The sequence below is a fragment of the Microbacterium sp. LjRoot45 genome, from assembly GCF_964253325.1.
Taxonomy (GTDB): domain Bacteria; phylum Actinomycetota; class Actinomycetes; order Actinomycetales; family Microbacteriaceae; genus Microbacterium.
The window spans coordinates 1,366,957-1,393,838 of the sequence record NZ_CAXUQM020000001.1 but is presented as its reverse complement, the minus strand read 5'-3'; the positions used below and the strand labels follow the sequence as shown (position 1 = coordinate 1,393,838).

The 26,882-nt window shown below is 70.0% G+C and carries 22 protein-coding genes and 1 tRNA gene; 21 read left to right on the top strand and 2 right to left on the bottom strand.

What is annotated here, in order from left to right:
• The first annotated feature begins 51 nt into the window (after window positions 1-51).
• From metK to pyk, 18 genes are all read left to right on the top strand, one after another.
• The gene (gene metK, locus ACSQ18_RS06585; protein ID WP_436036331.1) at window positions 52-1,245 is read left to right on the top strand and encodes a methionine adenosyltransferase; all 1,194 of its coding nucleotides are present in this window, start codon (window positions 52-54) and stop codon (window positions 1,243-1,245) included.
• 8 nt (window positions 1,246-1,253) lie between these two features.
• A complete protein-coding gene (locus tag ACSQ18_RS06580; protein WP_436036330.1) occupies window positions 1,254-3,230 on the top strand; it encodes a primosomal protein N' in 1,977 nt (658 codons plus the stop codon).
• Between the two features lie 41 nt (window positions 3,231-3,271).
• The gene (gene fmt, locus ACSQ18_RS06575; RefSeq protein ID WP_436036329.1) at window positions 3,272-4,225 is read left to right on the top strand and encodes a methionyl-tRNA formyltransferase; all 954 of its coding nucleotides are present in this window, start codon (window positions 3,272-3,274) and stop codon (window positions 4,223-4,225) included.
• Complete coding sequence (locus ACSQ18_RS06570; RefSeq protein ID WP_436036328.1) at window positions 4,222-5,577, top strand: RsmB/NOP family class I SAM-dependent RNA methyltransferase; 1,356 nt, start codon at window positions 4,222-4,224, stop codon at window positions 5,575-5,577. Before fmt ends, ACSQ18_RS06570 begins: the two co-directional genes overlap by 4 nt.
• A gap of 52 nt (window positions 5,578-5,629) precedes the next feature.
• The gene (rpe, locus tag ACSQ18_RS06565; protein WP_436036327.1) at window positions 5,630-6,301 is read left to right on the top strand and encodes a ribulose-phosphate 3-epimerase; all 672 of its coding nucleotides are present in this window, start codon (window positions 5,630-5,632) and stop codon (window positions 6,299-6,301) included.
• An 87-nt stretch (window positions 6,302-6,388) separates the two neighbouring features.
• Window positions 6,389-6,652 carry a phosphoribosyl-ATP diphosphatase gene (locus tag ACSQ18_RS06560; protein WP_144807785.1) on the top strand — a complete coding sequence of 88 codons (264 nt, stop codon included), beginning with the start codon at window positions 6,389-6,391 and terminating at the stop codon, window positions 6,650-6,652.
• A gap of 46 nt (window positions 6,653-6,698) precedes the next feature.
• Window positions 6,699-7,541: an ATP phosphoribosyltransferase gene (gene hisG, locus ACSQ18_RS06555; protein WP_144807784.1), complete on the top strand. Its 843-nt coding sequence runs from the start codon at window positions 6,699-6,701 to the stop codon at window positions 7,539-7,541.
• An 18-nt stretch (window positions 7,542-7,559) separates the two neighbouring features.
• Complete coding sequence (gene hisF, locus ACSQ18_RS06550; protein ID WP_436036326.1) at window positions 7,560-8,324, top strand: imidazole glycerol phosphate synthase subunit HisF; 765 nt, start codon at window positions 7,560-7,562, stop codon at window positions 8,322-8,324.
• Window positions 8,321-8,698, top strand: a complete 378-nt coding sequence (hisI, locus tag ACSQ18_RS06545) for a phosphoribosyl-AMP cyclohydrolase (protein WP_436036325.1) — start codon at window positions 8,321-8,323, stop codon at window positions 8,696-8,698. The genes hisF and hisI overlap by 4 nt, the downstream gene beginning before the upstream one ends.
• On the top strand, window positions 8,695-9,282 hold the full coding sequence (locus ACSQ18_RS06540; RefSeq protein ID WP_436036323.1) for a Trp biosynthesis-associated membrane protein: 588 nt from the start codon (window positions 8,695-8,697) through the stop codon (window positions 9,280-9,282). Before hisI ends, ACSQ18_RS06540 begins: the two co-directional genes overlap by 4 nt.
• A 79-nt stretch (window positions 9,283-9,361) precedes the next feature.
• Window positions 9,362-9,592 carry a DUF6704 family protein gene (locus tag ACSQ18_RS06535; protein WP_144807780.1) on the top strand — a complete coding sequence of 77 codons (231 nt, stop codon included), beginning with the start codon at window positions 9,362-9,364 and terminating at the stop codon, window positions 9,590-9,592.
• Window position 9,593: 1 nt separating this feature from the next.
• A complete protein-coding gene (gene trpC / locus ACSQ18_RS06530; RefSeq protein WP_436036322.1) occupies window positions 9,594-10,370 on the top strand; it encodes an indole-3-glycerol phosphate synthase TrpC in 777 nt (258 codons plus the stop codon).
• A complete protein-coding gene (gene trpB / locus ACSQ18_RS06525; protein WP_436036321.1) occupies window positions 10,367-11,626 on the top strand; it encodes a tryptophan synthase subunit beta in 1,260 nt (419 codons plus the stop codon). Before trpC ends, trpB begins: the two co-directional genes overlap by 4 nt.
• The gene (trpA, locus tag ACSQ18_RS06520; protein WP_436036320.1) at window positions 11,623-12,405 is read left to right on the top strand and encodes a tryptophan synthase subunit alpha; all 783 of its coding nucleotides are present in this window, start codon (window positions 11,623-11,625) and stop codon (window positions 12,403-12,405) included. Before trpB ends, trpA begins: the two co-directional genes overlap by 4 nt.
• Before the next feature lie 23 nt (window positions 12,406-12,428).
• Complete coding sequence (gene lgt, locus ACSQ18_RS06515) at window positions 12,429-13,397, top strand: prolipoprotein diacylglyceryl transferase (protein WP_436036319.1); 969 nt, start codon at window positions 12,429-12,431, stop codon at window positions 13,395-13,397.
• 139 nt (window positions 13,398-13,536) lie between these two features.
• The gene (gene gltB, locus ACSQ18_RS06510; RefSeq protein ID WP_436036318.1) at window positions 13,537-18,099 is read left to right on the top strand and encodes a glutamate synthase large subunit; all 4,563 of its coding nucleotides are present in this window, start codon (window positions 13,537-13,539) and stop codon (window positions 18,097-18,099) included.
• Complete coding sequence (locus tag ACSQ18_RS06505) at window positions 18,092-19,561, top strand: glutamate synthase subunit beta (protein WP_436036317.1); 1,470 nt, start codon at window positions 18,092-18,094, stop codon at window positions 19,559-19,561. The genes gltB and ACSQ18_RS06505 overlap by 8 nt, the downstream gene beginning before the upstream one ends.
• A 48-nt stretch (window positions 19,562-19,609) precedes the next feature.
• Window positions 19,610-21,058: a pyruvate kinase gene (gene pyk, locus ACSQ18_RS06500; protein ID WP_144807773.1), complete on the top strand. Its 1,449-nt coding sequence runs from the start codon at window positions 19,610-19,612 to the stop codon at window positions 21,056-21,058.
• A 62-nt stretch (window positions 21,059-21,120) separates the two neighbouring features.
• Here the strand turns inward: pyk and ACSQ18_RS06495 are convergent.
• A tRNA-Leu gene (locus ACSQ18_RS06495) sits at window positions 21,121-21,203 on the bottom strand.
• Between the two features lie 58 nt (window positions 21,204-21,261).
• Here ACSQ18_RS06495 and ACSQ18_RS06490 point away from each other — a divergent pair.
• Entirely contained in the window at window positions 21,262-21,882 is a 621-nt protein-coding gene (locus ACSQ18_RS06490; RefSeq protein WP_144807772.1) for an ANTAR domain-containing response regulator, read from the top strand.
• 36 nt (window positions 21,883-21,918) lie between these two features.
• Here the strand turns inward: ACSQ18_RS06490 and ACSQ18_RS06485 are convergent, their stop codons facing one another.
• Window positions 21,919-22,380: a PaaI family thioesterase gene (locus ACSQ18_RS06485; protein WP_436036315.1), complete on the bottom strand. Its 462-nt coding sequence runs from the start codon at window positions 22,378-22,380 to the stop codon at window positions 21,919-21,921.
• A gap of 57 nt (window positions 22,381-22,437) precedes the next feature.
• Between ACSQ18_RS06485 and polA the strand changes: the two genes are divergently transcribed.
• Together polA and ACSQ18_RS06475 are read left to right on the top strand one after the other, a co-directional pair.
• The gene (gene polA / locus ACSQ18_RS06480) at window positions 22,438-25,074 is read left to right on the top strand and encodes a DNA polymerase I (RefSeq protein ID WP_436036314.1); all 2,637 of its coding nucleotides are present in this window, start codon (window positions 22,438-22,440) and stop codon (window positions 25,072-25,074) included.
• Window positions 25,075-25,162: 88 nt separating this feature from the next.
• A complete protein-coding gene (locus ACSQ18_RS06475) occupies window positions 25,163-26,854 on the top strand; it encodes a DUF885 domain-containing protein (protein WP_436036313.1) in 1,692 nt (563 codons plus the stop codon).
• Window positions 26,855-26,882: the final 28 nt, after the last annotated feature.

The following is a 26,882-nucleotide window of genomic DNA, read 5'->3' as shown; positions in this document are numbered from 1 at the left end:
CGCGGGCATGATGGTTAACACCCCCGATCCTGTCCGTCGTCTGGAGCATCGATGACTCAGCTGCGCCTGTTCACCTCCGAATCCGTCACCGAGGGCCACCCCGACAAGATCTGCGACCAGATCTCCGACAGCGTTCTCGACGCACTCCTGGCCGTGGACCCGAGCAGCCGCGTCGCCGTCGAGACGCTCGTGACGACGGGACTCGTCCACGTGGCCGGCGAAGTGCGCACCGACGGCTACGTCGACATCCCCGGGATCGTCCGCAGCGTCGTCAACCGCATCGGGTACACCTCCAGCGAGACCGGCTTCGACGGCGACTCGTGCGGCGTGACCGTCTCGATCGGGGAGCAGTCGGGCGACATCGCGGCCGGCGTCGACAACGCCATCGAGCACCGCGAAGAGGGCTCGGTCGACCCCGTCGACGCGCTCGGCGCCGGCGATCAGGGCATCATGTTCGGCTACGCCACCAACGAGACGCCCCAGCTCATGCCGATGGCGATCTGGACGGCCCACCGCATCGCGGAGCGCCTGACCGACGCCCGACGCAGCGGCGCGCTGCCGTTCCTGCGGCCCGACGGCAAGACCCAGGTCACTCTCGGCTACGACGGGCACGTTCCGCGCACCGTCGAGACGGTCGTCGTGTCCACGCAGCACAACCCCGACATCTCGCTCGCGGCGCTCCGCGCTGCGGTGCGCGCCGAGGTCATCGACCCCGTCATCGCCCAGACCGGCCTCGAGATCGGCGACGTCGAGTACGTCATCAACCCCGCCGGCCCCTTCGTCATCGGCGGCCCCAAGGGAGACGCCGGCCTCACGGGACGCAAGATCATCATCGACACGTACGGCGGCGCGTCGCGGCACGGAGGCGGTGCCTTCAGCGGCAAGGACCCCTCCAAGGTCGACCGCTCCGCGGCGTACGCCATGCGCTGGGTGGCCAAGAACGCCGTCGCGGCGGGACTCGCCGACCGCCTCGAGGTGCAGGTCGCGTATGCGATCGGCCGGGCCGCTCCGGTCGGTCTCTACGTCGAGACATTCGGCACCGGCCACGTCTCCGACGAGGTGATCAGCGACGCGATCCGCGACGTCTTCGACCTGCGCCCGCAGGCGATCATCGATCGCCTCGACCTGCTGCGCCCCATCTACGCGCAGACGGCCGCCTACGGTCACTTCGGCCGCGAGCTGCCCGACTTCACCTGGGAGCGCACCGACCGCGTCGAGGAACTCCGCGCCGCCGCAGGCCTCTGACGCCCGCCGTGGTCACCGTCGCCCGCGTTCTGGTCGACTCGCCGCTGCCTCAGCTCGATCGGCCGTTCGACTACGCCGTGCCCGCGCCTCTGCAGGACGACGTCGTGCAAGGCATCCGGGTGAAGGTACCGCTGCGCACCGCGGGGCGTCTCGTGGAGGCGTACGTGCTGGAGGTGGTCACGACCGCGACTCCAGAGCGACCGCTGTCAGAGGTCGACAGCGTCGTCTCGCCCGTCGTCGTCCTGCCCGACGCGCTCTTCGCGCTCGCACGACGCGTCGCTGACCGCGCAGCCGGCTCGGCGGTCGACATCCTGCGCCTCGTCATCCCCAAACGCATGGTGCGCGCCGAGAAGACGTGGCTCGCCGCCGACCCTCCGCCGGCTCCCGACGTGGCACCCGAGCATCTCGTGTGGGCGCACGGCATCCTCGACGCCTATCCGGGACTGCGTGAGGCGCTGTCCGCGGGGGAGCGGCTGGCGCTCGACGCGCCGCCGAGTCCCTCGCCCGACCGCCCGTGGGGGCGATGGGCGGAGGTGCTCGCGGCGATGGCCGTGGAGCGGCTCGCCGCCGGGCGCAGCGCGGTTCTCGTCGTGCCCGATCATCGCGACCAGTCCCAGGTGCTGGCCGCCCTGGCGGAGCGTGTGCCGGACGCTGCCGTCGTCCGCGACGACGCTCGCCGCTCCGGGCCCGAAAGGTACGCGACCTACCTGCGGCTGCTGCACCCGGTGCCGTGCATCGTCGTCGGCAACCGTTCGACCGTCTATGCTCCCGCGCACGACGTCGGTCTCGTGGCGCTGTGGGATGACGGCGATCCCCTCCTCGCGGAGCCGTTGAGCCCGGGCGTCCACGCCCGGGACGCGGCCCTCGTGCGACAGGAGGATGAAGCATCCGCGCTCGTATTCGCCGGCCACTCCCGTACGACGGATGTGGAGCGACTCGTCCATCTCGGGTGGGTGCGCGCGATCGGCACGGCGCGACGGGAGAGTCCGCGTGTCGTCCTGTCGGGCACCCAGGAGGGTGCCGTGCGAGGGCAGCGCGTACCGTCGGCGGCGTTCGCGGCGGCACGCGAAGCACTCACCCACGGTCCGGTGCTCGTTCAGGTCTCCCGTCCCGGCTACGCCCCGGTGCTCGTGTGCGCGGACTGTCGCACGCCCGCCCGATGCCCGCACTGTGCGGGGCCGCTGCACGCCCGACACGCGGGCGCCGCCCCCGAGTGCGGCTGGTGCGGTCGCTCGCATCCGCACTGGAAGTGCGCGAACTGCTCGTCGGAGCGGCTGCGCATGGCGTCGTCGGGATCGGAGCGGACCGCCGACGAACTGGGGCGCGCGTTCCCGAACACTCGCGTCATCGTCTCCGACGGTGCTCATCCCGTGGCCGAGCTGGACAACCGGCCCGCTCTCGTGATCGCCACGCGCGGCGCCGAGCCGATCGTACCGGGCGGCTACAGCGCCGTCCTCCTCCTCGACGGCGACAAGATGCTCCTCGCCGAGCAGTTGCGCATCGGGGAGGCGTGCCTGCGGTGGTGGTCCAATGCCGCCGCCCTCGCCGCGCCCGGCGCCCCCGTGCATCTTGTCGGCGTCACGGGGCCGGTGTCCCGTGCCCTGGCCACCTGGACCCAACCGGCGTACGCACGCGCGGAGCTCGCCGATCGCACGCCCCTTCACATGCCCCCCGTCGTGCGGGTGGCGACGGTCGAGGGAACGACGGCGGCGGTCACGGCCGCCCTCGCCCGGGTGCGCGCCGAGGTGCCCGCGCTCGCCTCCACCGCGGTGCTCGGCCCGGTTCCCGTCGCCGAGGGCGCCGTCCGGGCGCTCGTGCGCTTCGAGTACGCTCACGGCCGTGCGGTCGCGGAAGCGCTGCGCGCCGAGGTGATCGCCGACGCCCTCCGTGGCCGACGCGCGGCGCGGGGAGCCGGCCGGCCGCCTCGCGGAGGCACGCCGACTACACTCAGGGTGCGACTGGACGTCCCCGAGCTCGATCTCTAGCCCGTCCCTCCCTTCTGCTCTCGACCCACCCAGGAACCCGCATGCGCATCGTCTTCGCCGGGACACCCCAGCCGGCGGTGCCCTCCCTCCACGCCATGGCCGAATCGGCGCACGACCTCGTCGGCGTCGTCACGCGAACCGACGCTCCGCAGGGCCGTAAGCGCGTCCTCACGCCGTCCGCCGTCGCCGCCGCCGCGAACGCCTACGACGTCCCCGTGATCAAGACCGACCGGCTGGATGCCGAGGCCACCGCGGCCGTCGACGCGCTGCGACCGGATCTCGGCGTGATCGTCGCCTACGGCGGGCTCGTGCGGGAACCGCTCCTGTCGCTTCCGACGCACGGGTGGATCAATCTCCACTTCTCCCTCCTGCCGCGCTGGCGGGGTGCCGCGCCTGTACAGCACGCGCTGATCGCGGGCGACCGCACGACCGGCGCCGCCGTGTTCCAGCTCGTGCCGGCCCTCGACGCCGGCGACGTGTTCGGCGATCTGCGCTACGACGTGCCGACGGATGCCACGGCCGGCGACGTGCTCGATGCCCTCGCCGACCGCGGCTCGCATCTCCTCCGCGAGGTCGTCGACGCGATCGGCGCGGGAACCGCTGTGGCGACGCCGCAGGCGGGCGAGCCGACGCTGGCTCCCAAGCTCACGCTGGCCGACGGCAGGCTCGACTTCTCGGCGTCGGCGACGGCCGTCCTCGACCGCTATCGCGGGACGACGCCGGAGCCGGGAGCGCACACGCTCGTCGGCGGCGTCCGGCTCAAGGTCCTGGCGGCGCGGCGCGGCGCCGACGACCGGTCGTTGGCCCCGGGGCGCATCGCCCTGCGTGACGGCCTGCCGACCGCCGGCACGGCCGACGGCACTGTGTCGCTCCTCTCGGTTCAGCCCGCGGGGAAGGCCGCCATGCGTGCCGCCGACTGGTGGCGAGGGCTGCGTGTCGACGAACTCGCGACCGACCCGACCGACATCGCAGCCGACGAGGGGAGCGCGTCATGACTAGCCCGCGATGGGTGGCGTACGACACGCTCCGCGCCGTCCACGAGTCCGACGCCTACGCCAACCTCCTGCTCCCGCGCGAGATCGCCCGCGCGGGACTGTCCGGCACCGACGCTGCGCTGGCGACCGAGCTGGCGTACGGCACGCTCCGGCGCGAGGGAACGTACGACGCGATCATCGCCGATGCGGCGGGGCGCGGCGTGGAGCGGATCGATCCTCCCGTGCTCGACGCGCTGCGCCTCGGCGTGCATCAGCTGCTGTCGATGCGCACGCCCGCCCACGCCGCCGTCAACGAGACGGTGCGACAGGTGCGCGCGGCCTCGGGCCCGTCTGCGGCGAAATTCGCGAACGCCGTCCTGCGGCGCGTGTCGGAGCGTTCGGTGGAGGAATGGCACGCCCGGCTCGACGACCTCGCTCGCTCAGACGACGAGCGGCTCGCCGCGCGCTACTCCCACCCGGTCTGGATCATCCGCGCGTTCCGCCGTGCGCTCGCCGCGGAAGGTCGTGCCGACGAGCTCGTCGCGCTGCTGGATGCCGACAACGCCTCACCCGGTGTGACGATGACCGCGCTTCCGGGTCTCGCGGAGGTACCGGCCGACCGCACGCGGACGGCGCTGTCTCCGATCGGCTTCCATCTGGGCGGGGGAGACCCGGGGGCGCTCGTGGCGGCATCCCACGGTCGGGTGCGCGTGCAGGACGAGGGTTCGCAGTTGGCGGCGCTCGCGCTCACGCGGGCGGTCGAGGTCCGCCCCGGCGAGCGGTGGTTGGATCTGTGTGCCGCGCCGGGAGGCAAGACCGCCGTGCTGGCGGCCGAGGCCCTCGCCCACGGCGCGTCGCTCGAGGCCAACGAGATCTCACCCGCACGCGCCGGACTCGTCCGCGACTCGGTGGCCGGGGTGCCGCTCACCGTGCCCGTTTCCGAGGAAGACGGTCGCACGCGGGCCGGTCACGGCCGCTACGACCGCATCCTCGTCGACGCGCCGTGCACCGGGCTCGGTGCCCTTCGTCGTCGCCCGGAGGCGCGGTGGCGGAAGTCTCCCGCAGACGTCCCCGAGCTGGCGGCGCTGCAGGGCGAGCTGCTGCGCGCGGCGGTCGGGGCGCTCGCACCGGGCGGCATCGTCGCCTACGTCACGTGCTCGCCGCACCTGGCCGAGACGGCGGCCGTCGTCGCCGACGTCCGGCGCGACCTGGGCGACGACCTCGAGGAGCTCGACACGCGCGAGGTCGTGGCATCCCTCGCCTCGACCGATGTCGACCTCCCGGCGCCCGCGGACGGCTCGGGACGCGCGCAGCTGTGGCCGCATCGTCACGGCACGGACGCGATGTCCATCTCGTTGCTGCGCCGCCGGTGAGTCGACGATCGGGCGAGGCGGCCCCACCGGAGCGCTCGACTAGGGTGGTGCCGTGACCGGCGCCGACCTTCGCATCAACCCCAGCATCCTCGCCGCAGACTTCGTGAACATGCAGGCGGAGCTCGCACGAATCGCCACCGCCGACTTCGTGCACGTCGACGTGATGGACAACCACTTCGTGCCGAACCTCACCTTCGGACCGCAGATGGTCGAACGCATCCAGGCGACGAGCCCGATCCCTCTCGACGTGCACCTCATGATCTCGGATGCCGATCGCTGGGCCCCGGGGTACGCAGAGCTCGGAGCGGCCTCGGTGACGTTCCACCTCGAAGCCGCCGCAGACCCTGTCGCCCTCGCCCGGCGGCTGCGCGCGATCGGCTCTCGCGCGGGTGTCGCCGTGAAGCCTGCGACGCCCGTCGAGGGCCTGTTCGACGTGCTCGACGAGTTCGACCAGATCCTCGTGATGACGGTGGAGCCGGGGTTCGGCGGGCAGTCCTTCCTGGCCGACCAGATGCCCAAGCTCGCCCTCCTCCGTGACGAGGCCCGTCGCCGCGGTGCACAGGTGTGGCTGCAGGTGGACGGCGGGATCGGCGAGGCGACGATCGGCCAGGCCGCGGAGGCCGGTGCGGACACCTTCGTCGCGGGGTCCGCCGTCTTCGGCGCGGCCGACCCCGAGCAGGCGATCGCGCGGCTTCGCGCCGAGGCGGGTGCGCACCGGCACTGACGGCGGCGGGGTCACGGCCCGCGACGGCGCACTCCGACGCCGGTCACACGCGCACCGGGCGCCCACGGGGACCGGTAGCCTGGGAGGGTGAAGACCTTCGACGCGCTGTACGCCGAGCTCACCGAGATCGCCGCGACGCGTCCCGAGGGCTCGGGCACGGTCGCGCAGCTGGATGCCGGCGTCCACGCGATCGGCAAGAAGATCGTCGAGGAGGCCGCCGAGGTCTGGATGGCGGCCGAGTACCAGTCCGACGCCGAGACGGCGGAGGAGATCTCCCAGCTCCTGTATCACCTGCAGGTGCTGATGCTCGCGAAGGGTCTCACGCCCGAGGACGTGTACCGACATCTCTGAGCGCTGCTCCCAACGCCGACCGCTCTGACACCGAAAGCTCTGCACCATGCTGCGAATCGCCGTGCCGAACAAGGGATCGCTGGCCGAGACCGCGACCGACATGCTCGCGGAGGCCGGGTACACCGGCCGCCGCGACCCGAAAGACCTCCACGTGATCGACCCGGTCAACGAGGTCGAGTTCTTCTACCTCCGCCCCAAGGACATCGCGACCTACGTCGGCTCCGGTGCCCTCGATGTCGGCATCACGGGCCGCGACCTGCTCCTGGACGCGCGGATGCCGGGCGCCCGCGAGATCGAGAAGCTCGGCTTCGGGGCCTCGACCTTCCGCTTCGCCGGCCCGCCCGGACGCTTCCACGAGCTGCGCGACCTCGAGGGCGTGCGGGTCGCAACCGCGTATCCGGGTCTCGTCGACGCGTATCTCGACGAGCACGGCGTCGCCGTCGACCTCGTCCCGCTCGACGGCGCCGTGGAGTCGGCGGTCGAGCTGGGGGTTGCCGATGCCGTCGCCGACGTCGTGTCGACCGGCACGACCCTTAAGCAGGCGGGGCTCGAGATCTTCGGCCCGGTACTCCTCGAATCCGAGGCCGTCCTGATCGGCGCGCCGACGGAGGCGGACGGCACGGAGATCCTGTTGCGTCGCCTGCGCGGCGTCATGGTGGCCCGGCAGTACGTGCTCATCGACTACGACCTCCCCGCAGAGCTCGTGGATGCCGCCGTCGCGATCGCGCCCGGCATCGAGTCGCCCACGATCTCGCCGCTGCGCGACCCCGCGTGGGTGGCCGTGCGAGTCATGAGCCCGCGCAAGACGGTCAACCAGGTCATGGACGCGCTCTACGCGATCGGTGCCCGCGCCATCCTCGTGACGGCGATCCACAATGCGAGGCTCTGACATGCGGGGACAGCGATCATGACTCTCGCCTGCCGCGTCATCCCGTGTCTGGACGTGAAGGACGGCAAGGTCGTCAAGGGCGTCAACTTCGAGAACCTCCGCGAGATGGGCGACCCGGTGGAGCTCGCCCGGCGGTACTTCGCGCAGGGCGCCGACGAGCTCACCTTCCTCGATGTCACCGCCACCGTCGATGACCGCTCGACCACGTACGAAGTCGTCCGACGCACGGCCGAGGAAGTGTTCATCCCGCTGACCGTCGGCGGGGGAGTGCGCTCGACCGACGACGTCGCCCGGCTTCTGGGTGTGGGCGCCGACAAGGTGGGCGTCAACTCCGCCGCCATCGCACGCCCCCAGCTGATCGACGAGATCGCCGATCGATTCGGGGCACAGGTGCTCGTCCTGTCCCTCGACGTCAAGCGCGCACCCGGCACGGACTCCGGATTCGTCGTGACGACTCACGGCGGACGCAGCCTGACGACGATCGACGCCCTCGACTGGGCCCGGGAAGCCATCGACCGCGGCGCCGGAGAGCTCCTCGTCAACTCCATCGACGCAGACGGCACGAAGGACGGGTTCGACCTCGAACTGGTCGGCCTCATGCGCGAACTGTCGTCGGTTCCCGTGATCGCCTCCGGTGGCGCCGGGGCCGCCGAGCACTTCGCCCCCGCCCTCGAGGCCGGCGCCGACGCGGTGCTCGCGGCATCCGTGTTCCACTCCGGTCAGCTCACGATCGGCGACGTCAAGGCGGCACTGGTCGCCGAGGGGATCGAGGTGCGCGCATGAGCGAGGGCAGCATCGACGCGGTGCACGAACCCGAACGCGCCATCGAACGAGTCACGTTCACCCCCGACGGCCTCGTGCCGGCGATCATCCAGCAGCACGACTCTCTCGAGGTGTTGATGCTGGGGTGGATGGATGCCGAAGCCCTCCGCCGCACGCTCACGACCGGCCGGGTGACGTTCTGGTCGCGCTCACGACAGGAGTACTGGCGGAAGGGCGATACGTCCGGTCACATCCAACTCGTCAAGGGCGCACGGCTGGACTGCGACGGCGACACGCTCCTGATCTCGGTGGACCAGATCGGGGCCGCGTGTCACACCGGCGACCGCACCTGCTTCGACGCCGACGACCTGCATCCCGTCACGGAACCCGCATGACGCGCCGGCTACGCTCCCTGAGCGTGCTGACGATCCTCGTGGCGGGGGCGGTGGCGCTCATCGCCTCGACGCAGACCTGGCTCGACGTCACCCTCCGCGGCACCACGAATGCGCCGCTCGCCGTCGCCGGTGCAGCCGCCGTGCCGTTGCTCGCGCCCCTGAGCCTCGCCGCGCTCGCCCTGGCCCTGGCGCTGTCCATCGTCGGGCGCATCCTGCGGTACGTCTTCGGCGGGCTCGCGATCGCGATCGGGGCGTCGCTCGCCGTCGCCGCCGTGCGGATTCTCGTCGAACAGCCCGTGGATGCCGTCGCCGGCGCCGTCACGGAGGCGACCGGCCTCGCCGGGGCGGAGACCGTACGCGCCCTCGTCGCCGAGATCACCTCCACACCGTGGCCGCTCATCACGGTCGTGGCCGCGATCGCTCTGGCCGCCGGCGGAGTCGCGACCGTCGTGACCGCTCACCGCTGGCCAGGAGCGGGACGCCGCTACCGCACGGAGACGTCGGACGTCGCTGCCGGCTCTCGCCCGCACGACGCCATCGATTCCTGGGACGACCTCTCCCGCGGCGACGATCCCACCGCGTGACAGAGCCCGCGATGCCGGTCAGCACGGGCGGGACCGCCCGCTAGACTGGCGGGAGCGAACCGCCACGCGAAGGAGAACCATGAGCAACCCCATCGACGACCCCGGCCACGGACACTCCCCGGCTGCCTGGACGGCCGTCGTGATCATGCTCGTGGCGATCTCTCTCGGCACGCTCTTCTTCTTCCTCGAGATGCCGATCCTCGTGTGGATCTCGGTGGGTCTGCTCGTGGTCGGCGCACTGTCGGGCTGGGTGCTCGCTCGTGCCGGCTACGGCGTGAACGGCGCCAAGTACAGCCCGAAGCAGCACTGACGTGCTCGCCGACCTCACCGCCGGCGCGGTGGAGGATGCCGAGACGCGCGCCGTCGACCGGCCGCTGGCCGACGTCGAGCGTGCCGCGCTCGCGCAGGCCCCCGCGCGAGACGCCCTGCAGGCGCTCGCTCCCGCCGACCGGGTGAAGATCATCGCCGAGGTGAAGCGGGCGAGCCCGTCCCGCGGGCACCTCGCGGAGATCCCCGACCCGGCCCACCAGGCCGCTCTCTACGAGCAGGGCGGGGCCTCGGCCATCTCCGTGCTCACGGAGGGTCGCCGCTTCCGCGGGAGCCTCGCCGATCTGGAGGCCGTGCGGTCCCGCGTGACGCTGCCGGTGTTGCGCAAGGACTTCATCGCCACCCCCTATCAGGTGCTCGAGGCTCGCGCTTCCGGCGCCGACCTCGTCCTGCTCATCGTCGCGGCGCTGGAACAGCCGCTGCTGGCGGAACTGCACGAGCTCGTCCTCGAACTCGGAATGACGCCCCTGGTCGAAACGCACTCCCGCGACGAGGTGCTGCGCTCGGCCGACATCGGCGCCCGCCTGGTCGGCGTCAACGCCCGCGATCTGTCGACCTTCGAACTCGACCGCGACCTCTTCGGTCGCCTCCACGACGATCTCCCGGCCGACGCGGTGAAGATCGCCGAGTCGGCGGTGCTCTCACCGGCCGATGTCTCCCACTACCGCGCGGCGGGCGCCGACGTGGTGCTCATCGGCGAGGCGCTGGTCACCGGCGACCCCGTCGCCACCCTGCACGCTTTCCTGGAGGCCGGCGTATGAGTCTGCGCGATGCCCACGGTCCGTTCTTCGGCGACTTCGGGGGCAGGTTCATGCCCGAGTCGCTCATCGCGGCCATCGACGAGCTGACGGCGGAGTACGAGTCCGCGAAGGCCGACCCCGCGTTCGACGCGGAGTTCCGCCGCCTTCTCCAGTCGTACGCGGGTCGTCCGTCTCCACTCACCGAGGTTCCGCGCTTCGCGGAGCACGCCGGCGGCGCGCGGATCTTCCTCAAGCGCGAAGATCTCAACCACACCGGCTCCCACAAGATCAACAACGTCCTCGGTCAGGCGCTTCTCACGCAGCGACTGGGCAAGACACGCGTGATCGCCGAGACGGGCGCGGGGCAGCACGGTGTCGCCACCGCCACCGCCGCGGCCCTCTTCGGCTTCGAGTGCACCATCTACATGGGCGAGGTCGACACCCAGCGCCAGGCGCTCAACGTCGCTCGGATGCGTCTCCTGGGCGCGGAGGTCGTGCCTGTCACGACAGGCTCGCGCACCCTGAAGGACGCCATCAACGACGCCTACCGCGACTGGGTCGCCTCCGTGGAGACCACCAACTACATCTTCGGCACGGCGGCCGGTCCGCACCCGTTCCCGGCGATGGTCCGCGACTTCCAGAAGGTCATCAGCGAGGAGGCGCGTCAGCAGCTCCTCGACGAGACGGGGGGACTCCCGGACGCCGTCATCGCCTGTGTCGGGGGCGGCTCCAACGCGATCGGCATGTTCGATGCCTTCCTCGATGACGACGGCGTGAAGCTCTTCGGTGTGGAGGCGGCCGGTGACGGCGTCGACACTCCGCGCCACGCGGCATCCATCGGGCGTGGTCGTCCGGGAGTGCTGCACGGCGCGAAGACGTACGTGCTGCAGGACGAGGACGGCCAGACGATCGAGTCCCACTCCATCTCCGCCGGACTCGACTACCCGGGCGTGGGTCCCGAGCACGCGTGGCTGGCCGACATCGGCCGCGCTGAGTACATCCCGGCCACCGACACCGAGGCGATGGACGCGCTGCGTCTCCTGTCGCGCACCGAGGGCATCATCCCCGCGATCGAGTCGGCGCATGCGCTGGCCGGCGCGCTGCGCCTGGGACGCGAACTCGGCCCCGACGCCGTCATCGCCGTTAATCTGTCGGGACGCGGCGACAAGGACATGGACACGGCCGCGAAGTGGTTCGGTCTGTACGACGAGGGTGCAGACCCCGTCGAGGCAGGACCTCAGGTGCCCGAGGCCAAGGGCGAGGGGACCGAGCTGTGAGCCGCGTCGCCCAGGCGCTCGATGCCGCCCGCGCCGAAGGTCGTGGGGCGTTCGTCGGCTATCTCCCGTTGGGCTATCCCGACCTGCAGACCAGCATCGAAGCGGCGGTCGCCCTCGCTGAGAACGGCGCTGACGTTCTCGAACTCGGTCCGCCGTACTCCGACCCGGTCATGGACGGCACCGTCATCCAAGAGGCCACCCAGGTGGCCCTGGCCGGCGGTTTCCGCCTCCGCGACACGTTCACGGCGCTGCGCGAGATCACGTCGCGCGTCGACGTGCCGGTGCTCGTCATGACCTACTGGAACCCCGTGCTCCAGTTCGGCGTCGACCGCTACGCCGACGAACTCCTCGCCGCCGGGGGAGCGGGCCTCATCACGCCCGACATCACACCCGATGCGGCCGGCGAGTGGATCGCGGCCTCCGAGCGCACGGGGCTCGACCGCGTCTTCCTGGCCGCCCCCACCTCGACCGACGAGCGGCTCGAGCTCATCGTGCGACACTCCACGGGATTCGTCTACACCGTCTCGACCATGGGAATCACAGGGGAGCGGGCAGAGCTGGATGCCGCGGCCCGCGGTCTCGTCGCGCGCCTGCGCGACCACGGCGCCGAGCACGCGTGCGTCGGCATCGGGATCTCGACGCCCGACCAGGTGCGGAGCGTGCTCGACTACGCCGACGGCGCCATCGTGGGCACCGCCCTCGTGCGTGCGCTGCGCGACGGCGGCGTCGAGGGTCTCGCCGCCGAAGCGCGGCAGCTGGCCGCCGGCGCGGCGCGCTGAGCGGGCGAAGTAGACTGCCCATCGTGTTCTCACCCGCCTCGGTTCTCACCAGCATCCCCAGCCCCGACGTCAGCTCGTTCGACATCGGACCTCTGACGATCCACTTCTACGCGCTGTGCATCCTCGCGGGGATCGTCGTGGCCACCCTGCTGACCAACTACCGGCTGACCAAGCGCGGTGCCGAGCCGTGGGTTGTCGTCGACATCGCCCTGCTGGCCGTGCCGATCGCGATCATCGCGGCGCGGATCTTCCACGTCGTCACCCACCCGGGCTTCTATTTCGGCGACGGCAAGGACATCTGGGCGATCTTCCGCATCTGGGAGGGCGGCATCGCGATCTACGGCGCCCTCATCGGCGGCGCCGTCGGTGCGTGGCTGGGTTGCCGGTGGACCGGCATCCGTTTCTGGAGCTTCGCCGATGCTCTGGCCCCCGGTCTGCTGCTGGCGCAGGCGCTCGGGCGATTCGGCAACTGGTTCAACCAGGAGCTGTTCGGACTTCCGACCGACCTGCCGTGGGGCCTGGAGATCGACTACCCGAACGCGGCGTGGCCGGCAGGCCTTCCCGAGGGAACGCTGTTCCACCCCACGTTCCTCTATGAAGTCGTGTGGAACACCCTCGGCGTCCTCGTGCTCCTGTGGGCCGGTCACAAGTTCCGGCTGCAGTGGGGCCGCTTGTTCGCGCTCTACCTCGTCTGGTACTCGGCTGGCCGCATCGTGTGGGAGTCGATTCGCATCGATCCGAGCGAGATCTACCTCGGTCTCCGCACGAACGTGTGGGCGGCGATCTTCGGTGTGCTCGTCGGTCTCGTCATCTTCGTCGTGCAGACGCGGCGCCACCCGGGCTTCGAGCACTCGCCCTACGTGGCGGGGCGCGAGTGGACCGGCAATGGGGCTGTACAATCACAGGACACCGATGACTTCGTGGACGTGAGCGCACCCCCCACGTCCGAAGCTCTCGAGGGCGCAGCCACAAGCACCGACTCCCCGAAATAGCACCCGAGCGTTGACACGCCGAGCGCACCCGTAATCCCGCGCACCGTCTCTCGGAGCGCGAGTAACCACAGGGCCGACGTCGTCCCAGTTGAGCATCAAGTGAGGACGGTCAGGTATGCCATCGAGCCCCCGTCAGGTAATGGCCGCGAGCCGCACCAGCGGATTCCCGGCGAAGCAGGGCATGTACAACCCCGCGTTCGAGAAGGACGCGTGCGGTCTGGCCATGGTCGCGACGCTGCGCGGCGAAGCCGGTCACGACATCGTTCAGCTCGCCCTCACGGCGCTGCGCAACCTCGAGCACCGCGGCGCGATCGGCTCCGACGCGGGAACGGGCGACGGCGCCGGCATCCTCACCCAGATGCCCGACGACTTCTTCCGTGCGGTCGTCGACTTCGACCTCCCGCCGGTCGGCGAGTACGCCGCAGGCCTCGCTTTCCTGCCGCTGGAGGAGTCCGCCCGTGAGGCTCTGAAGGCTGACATCGACCGCGCCGCCGCCTCCGAAGGTCTCACCGTGCTCGGCTGGCGCACCGTGCCGACCGCCGACGACAACCTCGGCAAACTGGCCTTCGAGGCGCGACCGTCGTTCGAGCAGATCTTCCTCTCCCGACCCGCCGTCGGCGATGCGCCGGCGCTGTCGGGCATCGCGCTCGACCGGCGCACGTATCGTCTGCGCAAGCGTGCGCAGCACGAACTGGGTGCCTACTTCGTCTCGCTCTCCAGCCGCACGATCGGCTACAAGGGCATGGTCACGACCCTCCAGCTCGAGCCGTTCTACCCCGACCTGCAGGACGAGCGCTTCACGAGCGAGCTGGCGGTCGTGCACTCGCGCTACTCGACCAACACGTTCCCCTCCTGGCCCCTCGCGCAGCCGCTGCGCATGCTCGCCCACAACGGCGAGATCAACACCGTGGGCGCCAACCGCAACTGGATGCGCGCACGCCAGTCGCAGCTCGAGTCCGAGTTGCTCGGCGACATCCGTCCGCTTCTGCCGATCTGCACCGATGGCGCGAGCGACTCGGCGTCGTTCGACGAGGTGCTGGAGCTCCTCACGCTCACAGGCCGCAGCCTGCCGCACGCGATCATGATGATGGTGCCCGAGGCCTACGAGAAGCAGGCGGACATCGACCCGGACCTGCGGGCGTTCTACGAGTACCACTCGATGCAGATGGAGCCGTGGGACGGGCCGGCCGCGCTCATCTTCACCGACGGCACGCTCGTCGGCGCCACCCTCGACCGCAACGGCCTGCGTCCGGGACGCTGGACCGAGACGACCGACGGTCTCGTGGTCATCGGCAGCGAGACCGGCGTGCTGGACTTCGAGCCCGAGCGCATCCGTCGCCGCGGCCGCCTGCGTCCCGGCCGCATGTTCGTCGTCGACACCGCTCAGCGGCGCATCATCGAAGACCAGGAGGTCAAGGCGCAGCTTGCCGCGCTCGAACCGTGGCAGGAGTGGCTGGATGCCGGTCGCGTGCGCCTGAAGGACCTTCCCGAGCGCGAGCACATCGTGCACCCCATCGCCTCCATCACGCGGCGCCAGCGCACCTTCGGCTACACGGAGGAGGAGATCAAGATCCTCCTGACGCCCATGGGGCAGACCGGCGCCGAGCCACTGGGCGCCATGGGCTCCGACGCGCCGATCGCGGTGCTGAGCAAGCGCCCGCGCCTGCTCTTCGACTACTTCACACAGCAGTTCGCGCAGGTCACCAACCCGCCGCTGGACTCCATCCGCGAAGAGGTCGTCACCTCGCTCTCGCTGGGCCTCGGTCCCGAGCGCAACCTGCTCGAATGGGGACCTGAGCACACGCGCACCGTGACGCTGGACTTCCCCGTCATCGACAACGACGAACTCGCGAAGCTCCAGAACATCGACAAGGCTCTGCCCGGTCGCCGTTCCGTGACGATCCGGGGGCTGTATCACGTCGAACAAGGCCCCGACGCGCTCGAATCGAGGCTGGCGGCGATGTGCGACGAGGTCGACGCGGCGATCGCCGATGGCGCCGAGTTCATCATCCTGAGCGACCGCGACTCGAACAAGGACCTCGTCCCCATCCCGTCGCTCCTCGCACTGTCCGCCGTGCACCACCACCTCATCCGCCGCGAGAACCGGATGAAGGTCGGTCTCGTCGTCGAGGCAGGCGACGTTCGCGAGGTGCACCACGTCGCGACGCTGATCGGCTACGGCGCCTCGGCGGTGAACCCCTACCTGGCGATGGAGACGGCCGAGTACCTCGTCCGCGCCGGCTACATCACCGGCGTCACCCCCGAGAAGGCGGTGAAGAACCTCATCTACGCGCTCGGCAAGGGCGTGCTGAAGATCATGTCCAAGATGGGCATCTCCACGGTGTCGTCCTACGCCGGGGCTCAGGTGTTCGAGGCGGTCGGTCTCTCGCAGGAGTTCGTGGACCGCTACTTCACGGGCACGGAGACCAAGCTCGGTGGCATCGGCATCGCCGAGATCGCCGTCGAGAACCAGGCGCGTCACGATTTCGCCTACCCGGAGGACGGCGCCGCGCGCGCGCACGAGCGCCTCTGGACGGGCGGCGAGTACCAGTGGCGCCGTGACGGGGCTCCGCACCTCTTCAACCCCGACACGGTCTTCCGGCTCCAGCACTCGACACGGACGCGGCGCTACGACGTCTTCCGGGAGTACACCAAGCTCGTCGACGACCAGGCCGCCGAACTGAAGACGCTGCGCGGCATGTTCCGGCTGAAGTCGGGGCAGCGGCCGCCGGTGCCGATCGACGAGGTCGAGCCCGTTTCTTCGATCGTGAAGCGGTTCTCGACAGGCGCCATGAGTTACGGCTCCATCTCCAAGGAGGCGCACGAGACCCTCGCGATCGCCATGAACCGGCTGGGCGCGAAGTCCAACACCGGCGAAGGCGGCGAGGACGTCGATCGTCTCCTCGACCCCGAGCGGCGCAGCGCGATCAAGCAGGTCGCATCGGGTCGGTTCGGTGTCACGAGCATGTATCTCACCCACGCCGAGGACATCCAGATCAAGCTCGCGCAGGGCGCCAAGCCCGGCGAGGGTGGTCAGCTCCCGCCCGGCAAGGTGTACCCGTGGATCGCCCGCACCCGCGGTGGCACCCCCGGCGTCGGGCTCATCTCGCCCCCGCCTCACCACGACATCTACTCCATCGAAGACCTCAAGCAGCTGATCTTCGACCTGAAGCGGGCCAACCCGGCCGCGCGAGTGCACGTCAAGCTCGTCAGCCAGTCGGGCATCGGCGCGGTCGCGGCGGGCACCGCCAAGGCTCTGGCCGACGTCATCCTCGTGTCCGGACACGACGGCGGCACCGGCGCGAGCCCTCTGAACTCGCTCAAGCACGCGGGCACGCCGTGGGAACTGGGCCTCGCCGAGACGCAGCAGACGCTCATGCTCAACGACATGCGCGACCGCGTGGTGGTCCAGGCCGACGGCCAGCTGAAGACCGGACGCGACGTCATCATCGCGGCGCTGCTGGGTGCCGAGGAGTTCGGCTTCGCGACGACGGCACTCGTGGTCGAAGGCTGCATCATGATGCGCGTCTGCCACCTCGACACGTGCCCCGTCGGCGTCGCGACGCAGAACCCGGTGCTGCGCAGTCGGTTCAGCGGAAAGCCCGAGTTCGTCGTCAACTTCATGGAGTTCATCGCGGAGGAAGTCCGCGAGTATCTCGCCGAGCTCGGCTTCCGCAGCCTCGACGAGGCGATCGGTCGGAACGACCTCCTCGACGTGAACGGCGCGGTGGATCACTGGAAGGCGAACGGCCTCGACCTGACGCCGATCCTGCACGGCCCCGCATTCGCCCCCGAAGCGCCGCGTCGCGCGATGCGCACGCAGAACCACGAACTCGAGCAGCACTTCGACGTCGGCCTGATCGAGCGCGCGCAGGATGTCATCGCCCACGGCGGTCACATCTCGATCGACCTGCCGATCCGCAACACCGAGCGCGCCGTCGGCACCATGCTGGGCAACCGCGTGACCCTCGCGCACGGCGCGAACGGGTTGCCGTCCGGGTCCATCGAGGTGAACCTCACGGGTTCTGCCGGTCAGTCCTTCGGCGCGTTCCTTCCCGCAGGAATCACCCTGCGACTCGAGGGCGACTCCAACGACTACGTCGGCAAGGGACTGTCGGGGGGTCAGGTCGTCGTTCGTCCGCCGAAGTCGGCGACCTTCGACGCGTCGGAGAACGTCATCGCCGGCAACGTCATCGGCTACGGCGCAACGCAGGGCACCATGTTCCTGCGCGGCGTCGTGGGGGAGCGCTTCCTCGTGCGCAACTCCGGCGCGACCGCCGTCGTCGAAGGCGTCGGCGACCACGCGTTGGAGTACATGACCGGAGGGCTTGCGGTGATCCTCGGCACGACGGGCCGCAACCTCGGCGCCGGCATGTCGGGCGGCTCCGCCTACGTCTACAAGCTCGATCGCAGCCTCGTCAACCGTGAGGCGATCGCGAACGGCGAGCTCGAGCTCCTCGAGCTCGGTTCGGGGGATGCCGAGATGCTCCGCGATCTGCTCGAGCAGCACGTCGCCGAAACCGGATCGACGCTCGCGGCGCGCATGTTGGACGACTTCGACGCCGAGATCGCGAACTTCGTCCGTGTCCTGCCGCGCGACTACGCCGCGGTGCTGCAGACCCGCCAGGAGGCGGCCGCCGAGGGGCTGGACCCCGACGGCGACGTCGTCTGGAACCGCATTCTGGAGGTGACCGGTGGCTGACCCGAAGGGCTTCCTCAAGACCACCGAGCGCGAGCTCCCGCCGCGCCGGCCCGTTCCCGTCCGCATCATGGACTGGAAAGAGGTATACGAGCCGGGCGACTCGGCCGTGCTCCGACGCCAGGCCGGACGCTGCATGGACTGCGGGGTGCCGTTCTGTCATCAGGGCTGCCCGCTGGGCAACCTCATTCCGGAGTGGAACGACCTGACGTGGCGCGGCGAGGGCCGCGCGGCGATCGAGCGGCTCCACGCGACGAACAACTTCCCGGAGTTCACCGGGAGGCTGTGCCCCGCGCCCTGCGAGAGTTCGTGCGTGCTCGGGATCAACCAGCCCGCCGTCACGATCAAGCAGATCGAGGTCAGCACGATCGACGAGGCCTTCGCGAACGGCTGGGTCGAGGCTGAGCCGCCGGGCCGCCTCACCGGCAAGACCGTCGCGGTCGTCGGTTCCGGTCCCGCCGGGCTCGCCGCCGCGCAGCAGCTCACCCGCGCCGGCCACACGGTCGCCGTCTACGAGCGCGACGACCGCATCGGCGGTCTGCTGCGCTACGGCATCCCCGACTTCAAGATGGAGAAGCGCCACCTCGAGTCGCGCCTCCGTCAGATGCAGGACGAGGGCACTCGCTTCCGGGCGGGCGTCGAGATCGGTCGCGACATCTCGTGGGACGACCTGCGGGCGCGCTATGACGCGGTCGTGGTCGCCACGGGCTCCACGCTCCCTCGCGACCTCTCCATCCCGGGGCGCGACCTCGACGGCGTCCACTTCGCCATGGAGTACCTCGTCGAGTCCAACAAGGCCGTCGCAGGCGACCAGGTTCCGCACCAGATCCACGCCGAGGGCAAGCACGTCATCGTGATCGGCGGCGGCGACACGGGAGCCGACTGCATCGGCACGGCGCACCGTCAGGGAGCGCTCAGCGTCACGAACCTCGCGATCGGAAAGCAGCCGCCCTCCCAGCGTCCCGACCACCAGCCGTGGCCGATGATGCCGACGGTGTTCGAGATGCAGTCCGCGCACGAAGAAGGCGGCGAGCGGACGTTCCTCGCCTCGACGGTCGAGTTCCTCGCGAACGATGCGGGCGAGGTCCGTGCCCTGCGGATCGCGGAGACCGAGTACACCTCGGACGGCCGCCGCGTCCCCAAGAGCGGCACGGAGCGCGAGATCCCGGCCGACCTGGTGCTCATCGCGATGGGTTTCACCGGCCCGGAGCGCAGCGCCCTCGAGGACCAACTCGGTACCGTTTTCACGGGCCGCGGCAACGTCGAGCGCGGCGACGACTACCAGTCGACCACCCCGGGCGTCTTCGTCGCGGGCGACGCGGGCCGCGGTCAGTCGCTCATCGTGTGGGCGATCGCCGAGGGCCGTGCCGCCGCCGCGTCGGTGGACGAGTACCTCATGGGCCGGACGACCTTGCCGTCGCCCGTGCGCCCGACCGACATCGCTATCGGCCTCCAGCCCGCGTAGGCTGGAAATCCTTCCCGAACAACCAAACACAGACCGGAGAGTCAGTCAGTGAGACGCGCGAAGATCGTCGCAACCCTGGGTCCCGCCACCGAGTCGTATGAGATGATCCGCGCGATCATCGACGCCGGTGTCGACGTGACCCGTATGAACCTCAGCCACGGATCGTATGCGGAGCACGAGGTCCGCTTCGCCAACGTCCGCAAGGCCGCCGACGACTCCGGTCGCGCCGTCGCCATCCTCGTCGACCTGCAGGGGCCGAAGATCCGGCTCGGCAAGTTCACCGACGGCCCGCACGAGCTCGCTGTCGGCGACATCTTCAAGATCACCGCGGAAGACGTCCCCGGCACGAAGGAGCTCGTCTCCACGACCTTCAAGGGGCTTCCCGGAGACGTCAAGCCCGGCGACTTCCTGCTCATCGACGACGGCAAGGTGCGCGTCCAGGTCGAGAGCGTCGACGGCCCCGTGGTGACGACGAAGGTCATCGTCGCCGGTCCCGTCTCCAACAACAAGGGCATCAACCTGCCCGGCGTCGCAGTGAGCGTGCCCGCGCTGTCCGAGAAGGACGAGGCCGACCTGCGCTGGGGCCTCCAGGCCGGTGCGGACATCATCGCGCTGTCGTTCGTGCGCAACGCCGCCGACGTCACGCGCGTGCACGAGATCATGGCGGAGGAGGGCCGCAAGGTCCCCGTCATCGCCAAGATCGAGAAGCCGCAGGCCGTCGACAACCTCGAAGAGATCATCGACGCGTTCGACGGCATCATGGTCGCCCGCGGCGATCTGGGTGTCGAGCTTCCGCTGGAAGCCGTGCCGATCGTGCAGAAGCGTGCGGTCGAACTCTGCCGCCGCATGGCAAAGCCCGTCATCGTCGCCACGCAGATGCTCGAGACGATGATCGAGAACCCGGTTCCCACGCGCGCCGAGACGAGCGACGTCGCCAACGCCGTCCTCGACGGCGCGGATGCCGTCATGCTCTCGGGTGAGACGAGTGTCGGCAAGTACCCCGTCGTCGTCGTCGAGACGATGGCGCGCATCGTGGAGTCCACCGAGGAGCACGGCCTCGAGCGCATTCGTCCGTTCACGGCGAAGCCGCGCACGCAGGGCGGCATCATCACGCTCGCCGCTCACGATGTGGCCGAGTTCGTCGAGGCGAAGTACATCGCGATCTTCACCGAGTCCGGTGACACCGCGCGCCGGATGTCGCGTCTGCGCTCCGGCATCCCGATGATGGCCTTCGCCGTCGATCCCGCGATCCGACGCCGGATGGCGCTGACGTGGGGCGTGCAGTCGACCCTCGTCGAGCACGTCGAGCACACCGACCTGATGTTCGTGCAGGTGGACGAGTTCTTCCTGAACAACAAGCTCGCCGAGGAGGGTGACAAGGTCGTCGTGATCTCCGGCTCGCCTCCCGGGATCATCGGCTCGACCAACGACATCCGGGTGCACCGGATCGGCGACGCCGTTCACGGCAAGGCGCCGATCTACCAGGCTGCCAAGTAGGTCGAAAGACGAAGAGCGGATGCCGGCCGGCATCCGCTCTTCGTCGTTTCCGAGTGTTGTCGTGCCGGTGGTGGGAGTCGAACCCACACGCCCTCGCGGGCAACCGAGTTTGAGTCGGTCGCGTCTGCCATTCCGCCACACCGGCGCACGTCGAATCGACGATACCGCAGAAGCAGGCACGGTCCTGGCTCTAGGATGGACAGGTGACAGAGCAGGAACTGAGCGCAGCCGCCACGGCACCCGCCCCCCGACGCGTCGTCGTCGCCGAGGACGAGTCGCTGATCCGCCTCGACATCGTCGAGATTCTCCGCGACAGCGGGTTCGACGTCGTGGGTGAGGCGGGCGACGGCGAGACTGCCGTGCAGCTGGCCACCGAGCTGCGGCCCGACCTGGTGATCATGGACGTGAAGATGCCCGTCCTCGACGGCATCAGCGCGGCCGAGAAGCTCAGCAAGGCGCACATCGCCCCCGTCGTCCTGCTCACCGCCTTCAGCCAGAAGGAGCTCGTGGAGCGCGCGAGCGAGGCGGGCGCCCTCGCCTACGTCGTGAAGCCGTTCACCCCGAACGACCTGCTGCCGGCGATCGAGATCGCGCTGGCCCGCTACGAGCAGATCATCACGCTCGAGGCCGAGGTCGCCGACATGGTGGAGCGGTTCGAGACCCGCAAGCTCGTCGACCGCGCCAAGGGCCTCCTGAACGAGAAGATGGGCCTCAGCGAGCCGGAGGCCTTCCGATGGATTCAGAAGGCGTCGATGGACCGCCGACTGACCATGCAGGACGTCGCGAAGGCGATCATCGAGCAGCTGTCACCGAAGAAGGGCTGAGCCCCACAAGGCTGAGGGGCCGCCGAGCGGCGCGCGTCAGCGCTGCGCGAGGTCGCGGATCATGTTCGTGATCCGGATCGTCGAACACCGGCGCCCCTGATCGTCGGTGACGACGATCTCGTGCACCGTGATGCTGCGACCGAGATGCACCGGCGTGCACACGCCGGTCACGGTGCCCGAGGTGGCCGAGCGGGTGTGGGTCGCGTTGATGTCGACGCCGACCGCGAGCCGATCGGGGCCGGCGTGCAGGTTCGCCGCCATCGAGCCGAGAGACTCACCGAGCACGACGTATGCCCCGCCGTGCATCAGGCCCACGGGCTGCGTGTTGCCTTCGACGGGGAGCGTGGCGACGCACCGATCGACCGAGAACTCGAGGAACTGCATGCCCATCTTCTCGGCAAGCGCACCCATCCCTCGTCGGGCGGCCCACTCCAGGCCGGTGGACGCGTCGGATGAGTCGGGTCGATCGGATGCGGCGGGGGCGGAATCGGGCGTCATCGCTCACCTTCGAAGGGGGCCGTTCGGGGTGTCCGCCCTCGCGTCTAGGCTTGCAGGGTGACGGACTCCGGAAAGCCTACCCTTCTCGTCGTCGACGGCCATTCGCTGGCCTATCGCGCATTCTTCGCCCTCCCGGTCGACAACTTCTCGACGAAGGACGGGCAGCACACCAACGGCATCTACGGGTTCCTGTCGATGTTCGTGAACCTCGTGAAGGCCGAGAAGCCGACGCACCTCGCGGTGGCCTTCGACACCTCGCGCCACTCGTTCCGTACCGAGCAGTACGCCGAGTACAAGGCGAACCGCTCCGAATCGCCCGCCGAGTTCAAGGGGCAGATCCCGCTCCTGCAGGACTGTCTCGCCGCCATGAACGTGACCGTGCTCACGCGCGAGGGCGTCGAGGCCGACGACATCCTGGCCACCCTCGCCACCGAGGGTGCCGCGCAGGGCTACGACGTGCTGGTGTGCTCGGGCGACCGCGACACGATCCAGCTCGTCACCGACGACGTCACCCTGCTCTACCCGAGCGTGCAGGGCGTGTCGCAGCTCAAGCGGTACACGCCCGATGCCGTCGTCGAGAAGTACGGGCTTCCCCCCGCCAACTATCCCGACATCGCGGCGCTGGTCGGCGAGACGAGCGACAACCTCCCCGGCGTGCCGAAGGTGGGCGAGAAGACCGCCGTCAAGTGGCTCACGCAGTTCGGTTCGCTCGAGTCGCTGCTCGAGCGCGCCGATGAGATCAAGGGCGTCGTGGGGGGCAACCTCCGCGACCATCTCGACACCGTGCGCCGCAACCGCACGCTCAATGCGCTCCTGCGCGATGTCGACCTCGACGTCACGCCCGCCGACCTCGCGGTGCGCCCGATCGACGCCGAGCAGGTCCGCGACATCTTCGCGCGCCTGGAGTTCCGCACCCTGCTCCCGCGCGTATTCGAGGCGATGGGGGAGTCGGGCGATACCGCGCACGAAGCACCCGTCGCCGACGCCCCCGTGCCCGCCGAACCGGATGCCGCGGGCCTCGCCGCCTGGGTCGCCGCGGCCGACGGGGCGACGGTCGGACTGACGCTCACGCTTTCCGGCGGGCTGCCGCAGCGCATCGGCCTCGCGACGATGCAGGGCGCCGTCGAAGCGACGTGGTCGGCCGAGGTCGAGGCGGCCCTCCGTCCCTGGCTCGAGGGTGACGCGCCGAAGGCCGTATCCGACGCGAAACCGCAGGTGAAGGCGCTGCGACGTGCCGGCATCCGTCTGGGCGGTCTCACGTTCGACCCGCTGCTGGCCGGGTGGCTCCTCCGGCCGAGCTTCCCCGACAAGGGCCTGGGCGACCTCGTGGGGCGCTACCTCGATGAGAAGCTGCCGGAGGCAGACCCGACCCAGCTCGTTCCCGAGACCGAGGGTGCGACACCGGGGCAGCTGTCGTGGTACGTCCTCCGGGTGACCGAGGCCATCCGGGCGGAACTGCCCGACAGCGTCTCGCGCGTCCTGACCGAGATCGAGCTGCCGACGCTCGATGCCCTCGCCGACATGGAGCTCGCGGGCGTCGCGGTCTCGCACGAGCAGTTGTCGTCGTTCTCGGCAGATCTGGGGGCGCGCGCCGACGCCGTGGCGCAGCTCGCCTATGCCGAGATCGATCGGGAGGTGAACCTGGGGTCGCCCAAGCAGCTCCAGGAGGTGCTGTTCGAGCAGCTGCAGCTTCCCAAGACGCGCAAGACGAAGACCGGCTACTCGACGGATGCCGCGGTCCTCGCCGATCTGCAGGAGTCGCACCCGCATCCCTTCCTGGATCTGCTACTGCAGCACCGTGAGGCCACGAAGCTCCGGCAGATCATCGAGTCGCTCGACGCCGCGATCGCGGCGGACGGACGCATCCACACGACCTACGTGCAGACGGGCAGTCAGACGGGACGCCTGTCCAGCACCGATCCCAACCTGCAGAACATCCCCATCCGCACCGAGGAGTCCCGACGCATCCGTGCGGCGTTCCAGGTGGGTGCCGAATACGAGACGCTCCTCACCGCGGACTACTCCCAGATCGAGATGCGCATCATGGCGCACCTGTCGGCAGACCCCGGGCTCATCGAGGCGTTCAACTCGGGCGAAGACCTCCACCGGTTCGTGGGCGCCCGGGTGTTCGGCGTCGATCCGAGCGACGTCACACCGGCGATGCGCACCAAGGTGAAGGCCATGTCGTACGGCCTCGTCTACGGTTTGAGCGCGTTCGGGCTCTCCAAGCAGCTGCGCATCGAACAGGCCGAGGCCAAGCAGCTCATGACCGAGTACTTCGCCCGGTTCGGGGCCGTGCGGGACTACCTCCGCTCGTCGGTCGGGCAGGCGAGGATCGACGGCTACACCGAGACCATCTTCGGTCGGCGCCGCCCGTTCCCCGATCTGGCCAGTCCCAACCGTGTGCTGCGGGAGAACGCCGAGCGCGCCGCGCTCAACGCCCCCATCCAGGGGAGCGCCGCCGACATCATGAAGATCGCGCTGTTCCGCATCCACGACGAGTTCGTGACGCAGGGACTCGCGTCGCGCGTACTCCTCCAGATCCACGACGAACTGGTCGTCGAAGTCGCCGAGGGGGAGTGGGGTGCCGTCGAGGGCATCGTGCGCGCCCGCATGGGCGATGCGGCCGATCTGTCCGTACCGCTCGATGTGCAGATCGGTCGCGGCGGCGATTGGGACACCGCGGGCCACTGACGGCCGGCGGGATCGCATCGTCCCGGACGCACGCTCGGGCTCCGATGGCCTCCCTGAGATTCGCGCGCCCCGGGGATAGGCTCGGAGGATGACTGATGCACAGCGCGCTTCAGAAGAGCGCACCCCCACGCCGATCGATGCCATCGCCGACGCCTGGGTCGACACGGCTGCCGAACTCTCGCCGGGCTTGGCCACGTACATCGGACGTTTCGAGTACAACGACCGGCTCGACGACCTCTCGCCGGAGGGCGCGCAGCGCGGCTACGACGCCGCGAAGGCGACGCTGGCGGCCCTGGAGGCCGCGGAGCCGGTGGATCAGGTCGACGTCGTGACGCAGGCCGACCTCGCGGGCGATCTTCGTCTTCACCTCGAGCTCCACGAGGCCTCCGCCCACCTTCGCGACGTGAACGTGATCGCCTCGCCGGCGCAGGAGATCCGCAGCACGTTCGACCTCATGCCCACCGACTCGGTCGACGACTGGTCCGTCATCTCCGCGCGCCTCGGCGCTGTTCCCGGCGCCATCGCCGGCTACATCGAGACCCTTCGCGCCGGCGTGGCCGAGGGAGTCGTTCCCGCGCGCCGGCAGGTGACCGAAGTGGTCACGCAGATCGGTCGCTACACCTCCGACAACGGCTTCTTCGCCACTTTCGCCGGTGACGCGGCGCCCGCCGAAGGCAACCTGCCGGCCTCGCTGGCGCGCGACCTCACCGACCACGCCAACGCCGCGCGCGTGTCGTACGACGAGCTCGCCACCTTCCTCGCCACCGAACTGGCTCCCGAGGCCGCGGAGGAGGATGCCGTCGGGCGTGACCTGTACGCGCTCCACTCGCGTCGCTTCCTCGGTGCCGTCATCGACCTCGACGAGACGTACGAGTGGGGGCTCGAGGAGCTGGCCCGCATGGTCGCCGAGCAGGAGTCGATCGCGCGGGAGATCAAGGCGGGCGCGACGGTCGAGGAGGCCGTCGCCTTCCTGGAGGGCGACGAGAGCAGGAAGCTCCACGGCACCGACGCACTGCAGAAGTGGATGCAGGAGACGAGCGACCGCGCCGTGGCCGAACTGGGCAAGACGCACTTCGACATCCCCGAGCCGATCACCCACCTACAGTGCATGATCGCCCCGACGAATGAGGGCGGTATCTACTACACGGGGCCGACCGACGACTTCTCGCGGCCGGGCCGCATGTGGTGGTCGGTGCCCGAGGGCGTCGATTCGTTCGACACGTGGCGTGAGCTGACCACGGTGTACCACGAGGGTGTGCCGGGGCACCACCTGCAGATCGCGCAGGCCGTGTACAACCGCTCCGAGCTGAACTCGTGGCGCCGCCTGCTGGCCGGCTCCAGCGGACATGCAGAGGGCTGGGCGCTGTACGCCGAGCGCCTCATGGAGCAGCTCGGGTATCTCGACGACCCGGCGGACCGGCTGGGCATGCTCGACGGGCAGCGCATGCGCGCCGCGCGCGTGGTCCTCGACATCGGCGTGCACCTGAAGAAGCCGCGCCCGGACGGTCAGGGCGTCTGGGACGCGGACTTCGCGCTGGAGTTCATGCGCCGCAACGTCAACATGTCCGACGAGTTCATCCAGTTCGAGGTCAACCGCTACCTCGGCTGGCCGGGACAGGCGCCGTCGTACAAGGTCGGACAGCGCATCTGGGAACAGATCCGCGACGACGTGGCGGAGCGCGAAGGCGCCGCGTTCGACATCAAGCGATTCCACATGCGTGCGCTCCGCCTCGGCGGCGTCGGTCTCGACACGCTCCGGATGGCGCTCGCACAGGGCTGATTCCGACGCGGCATTCCCGCCTGTGTCC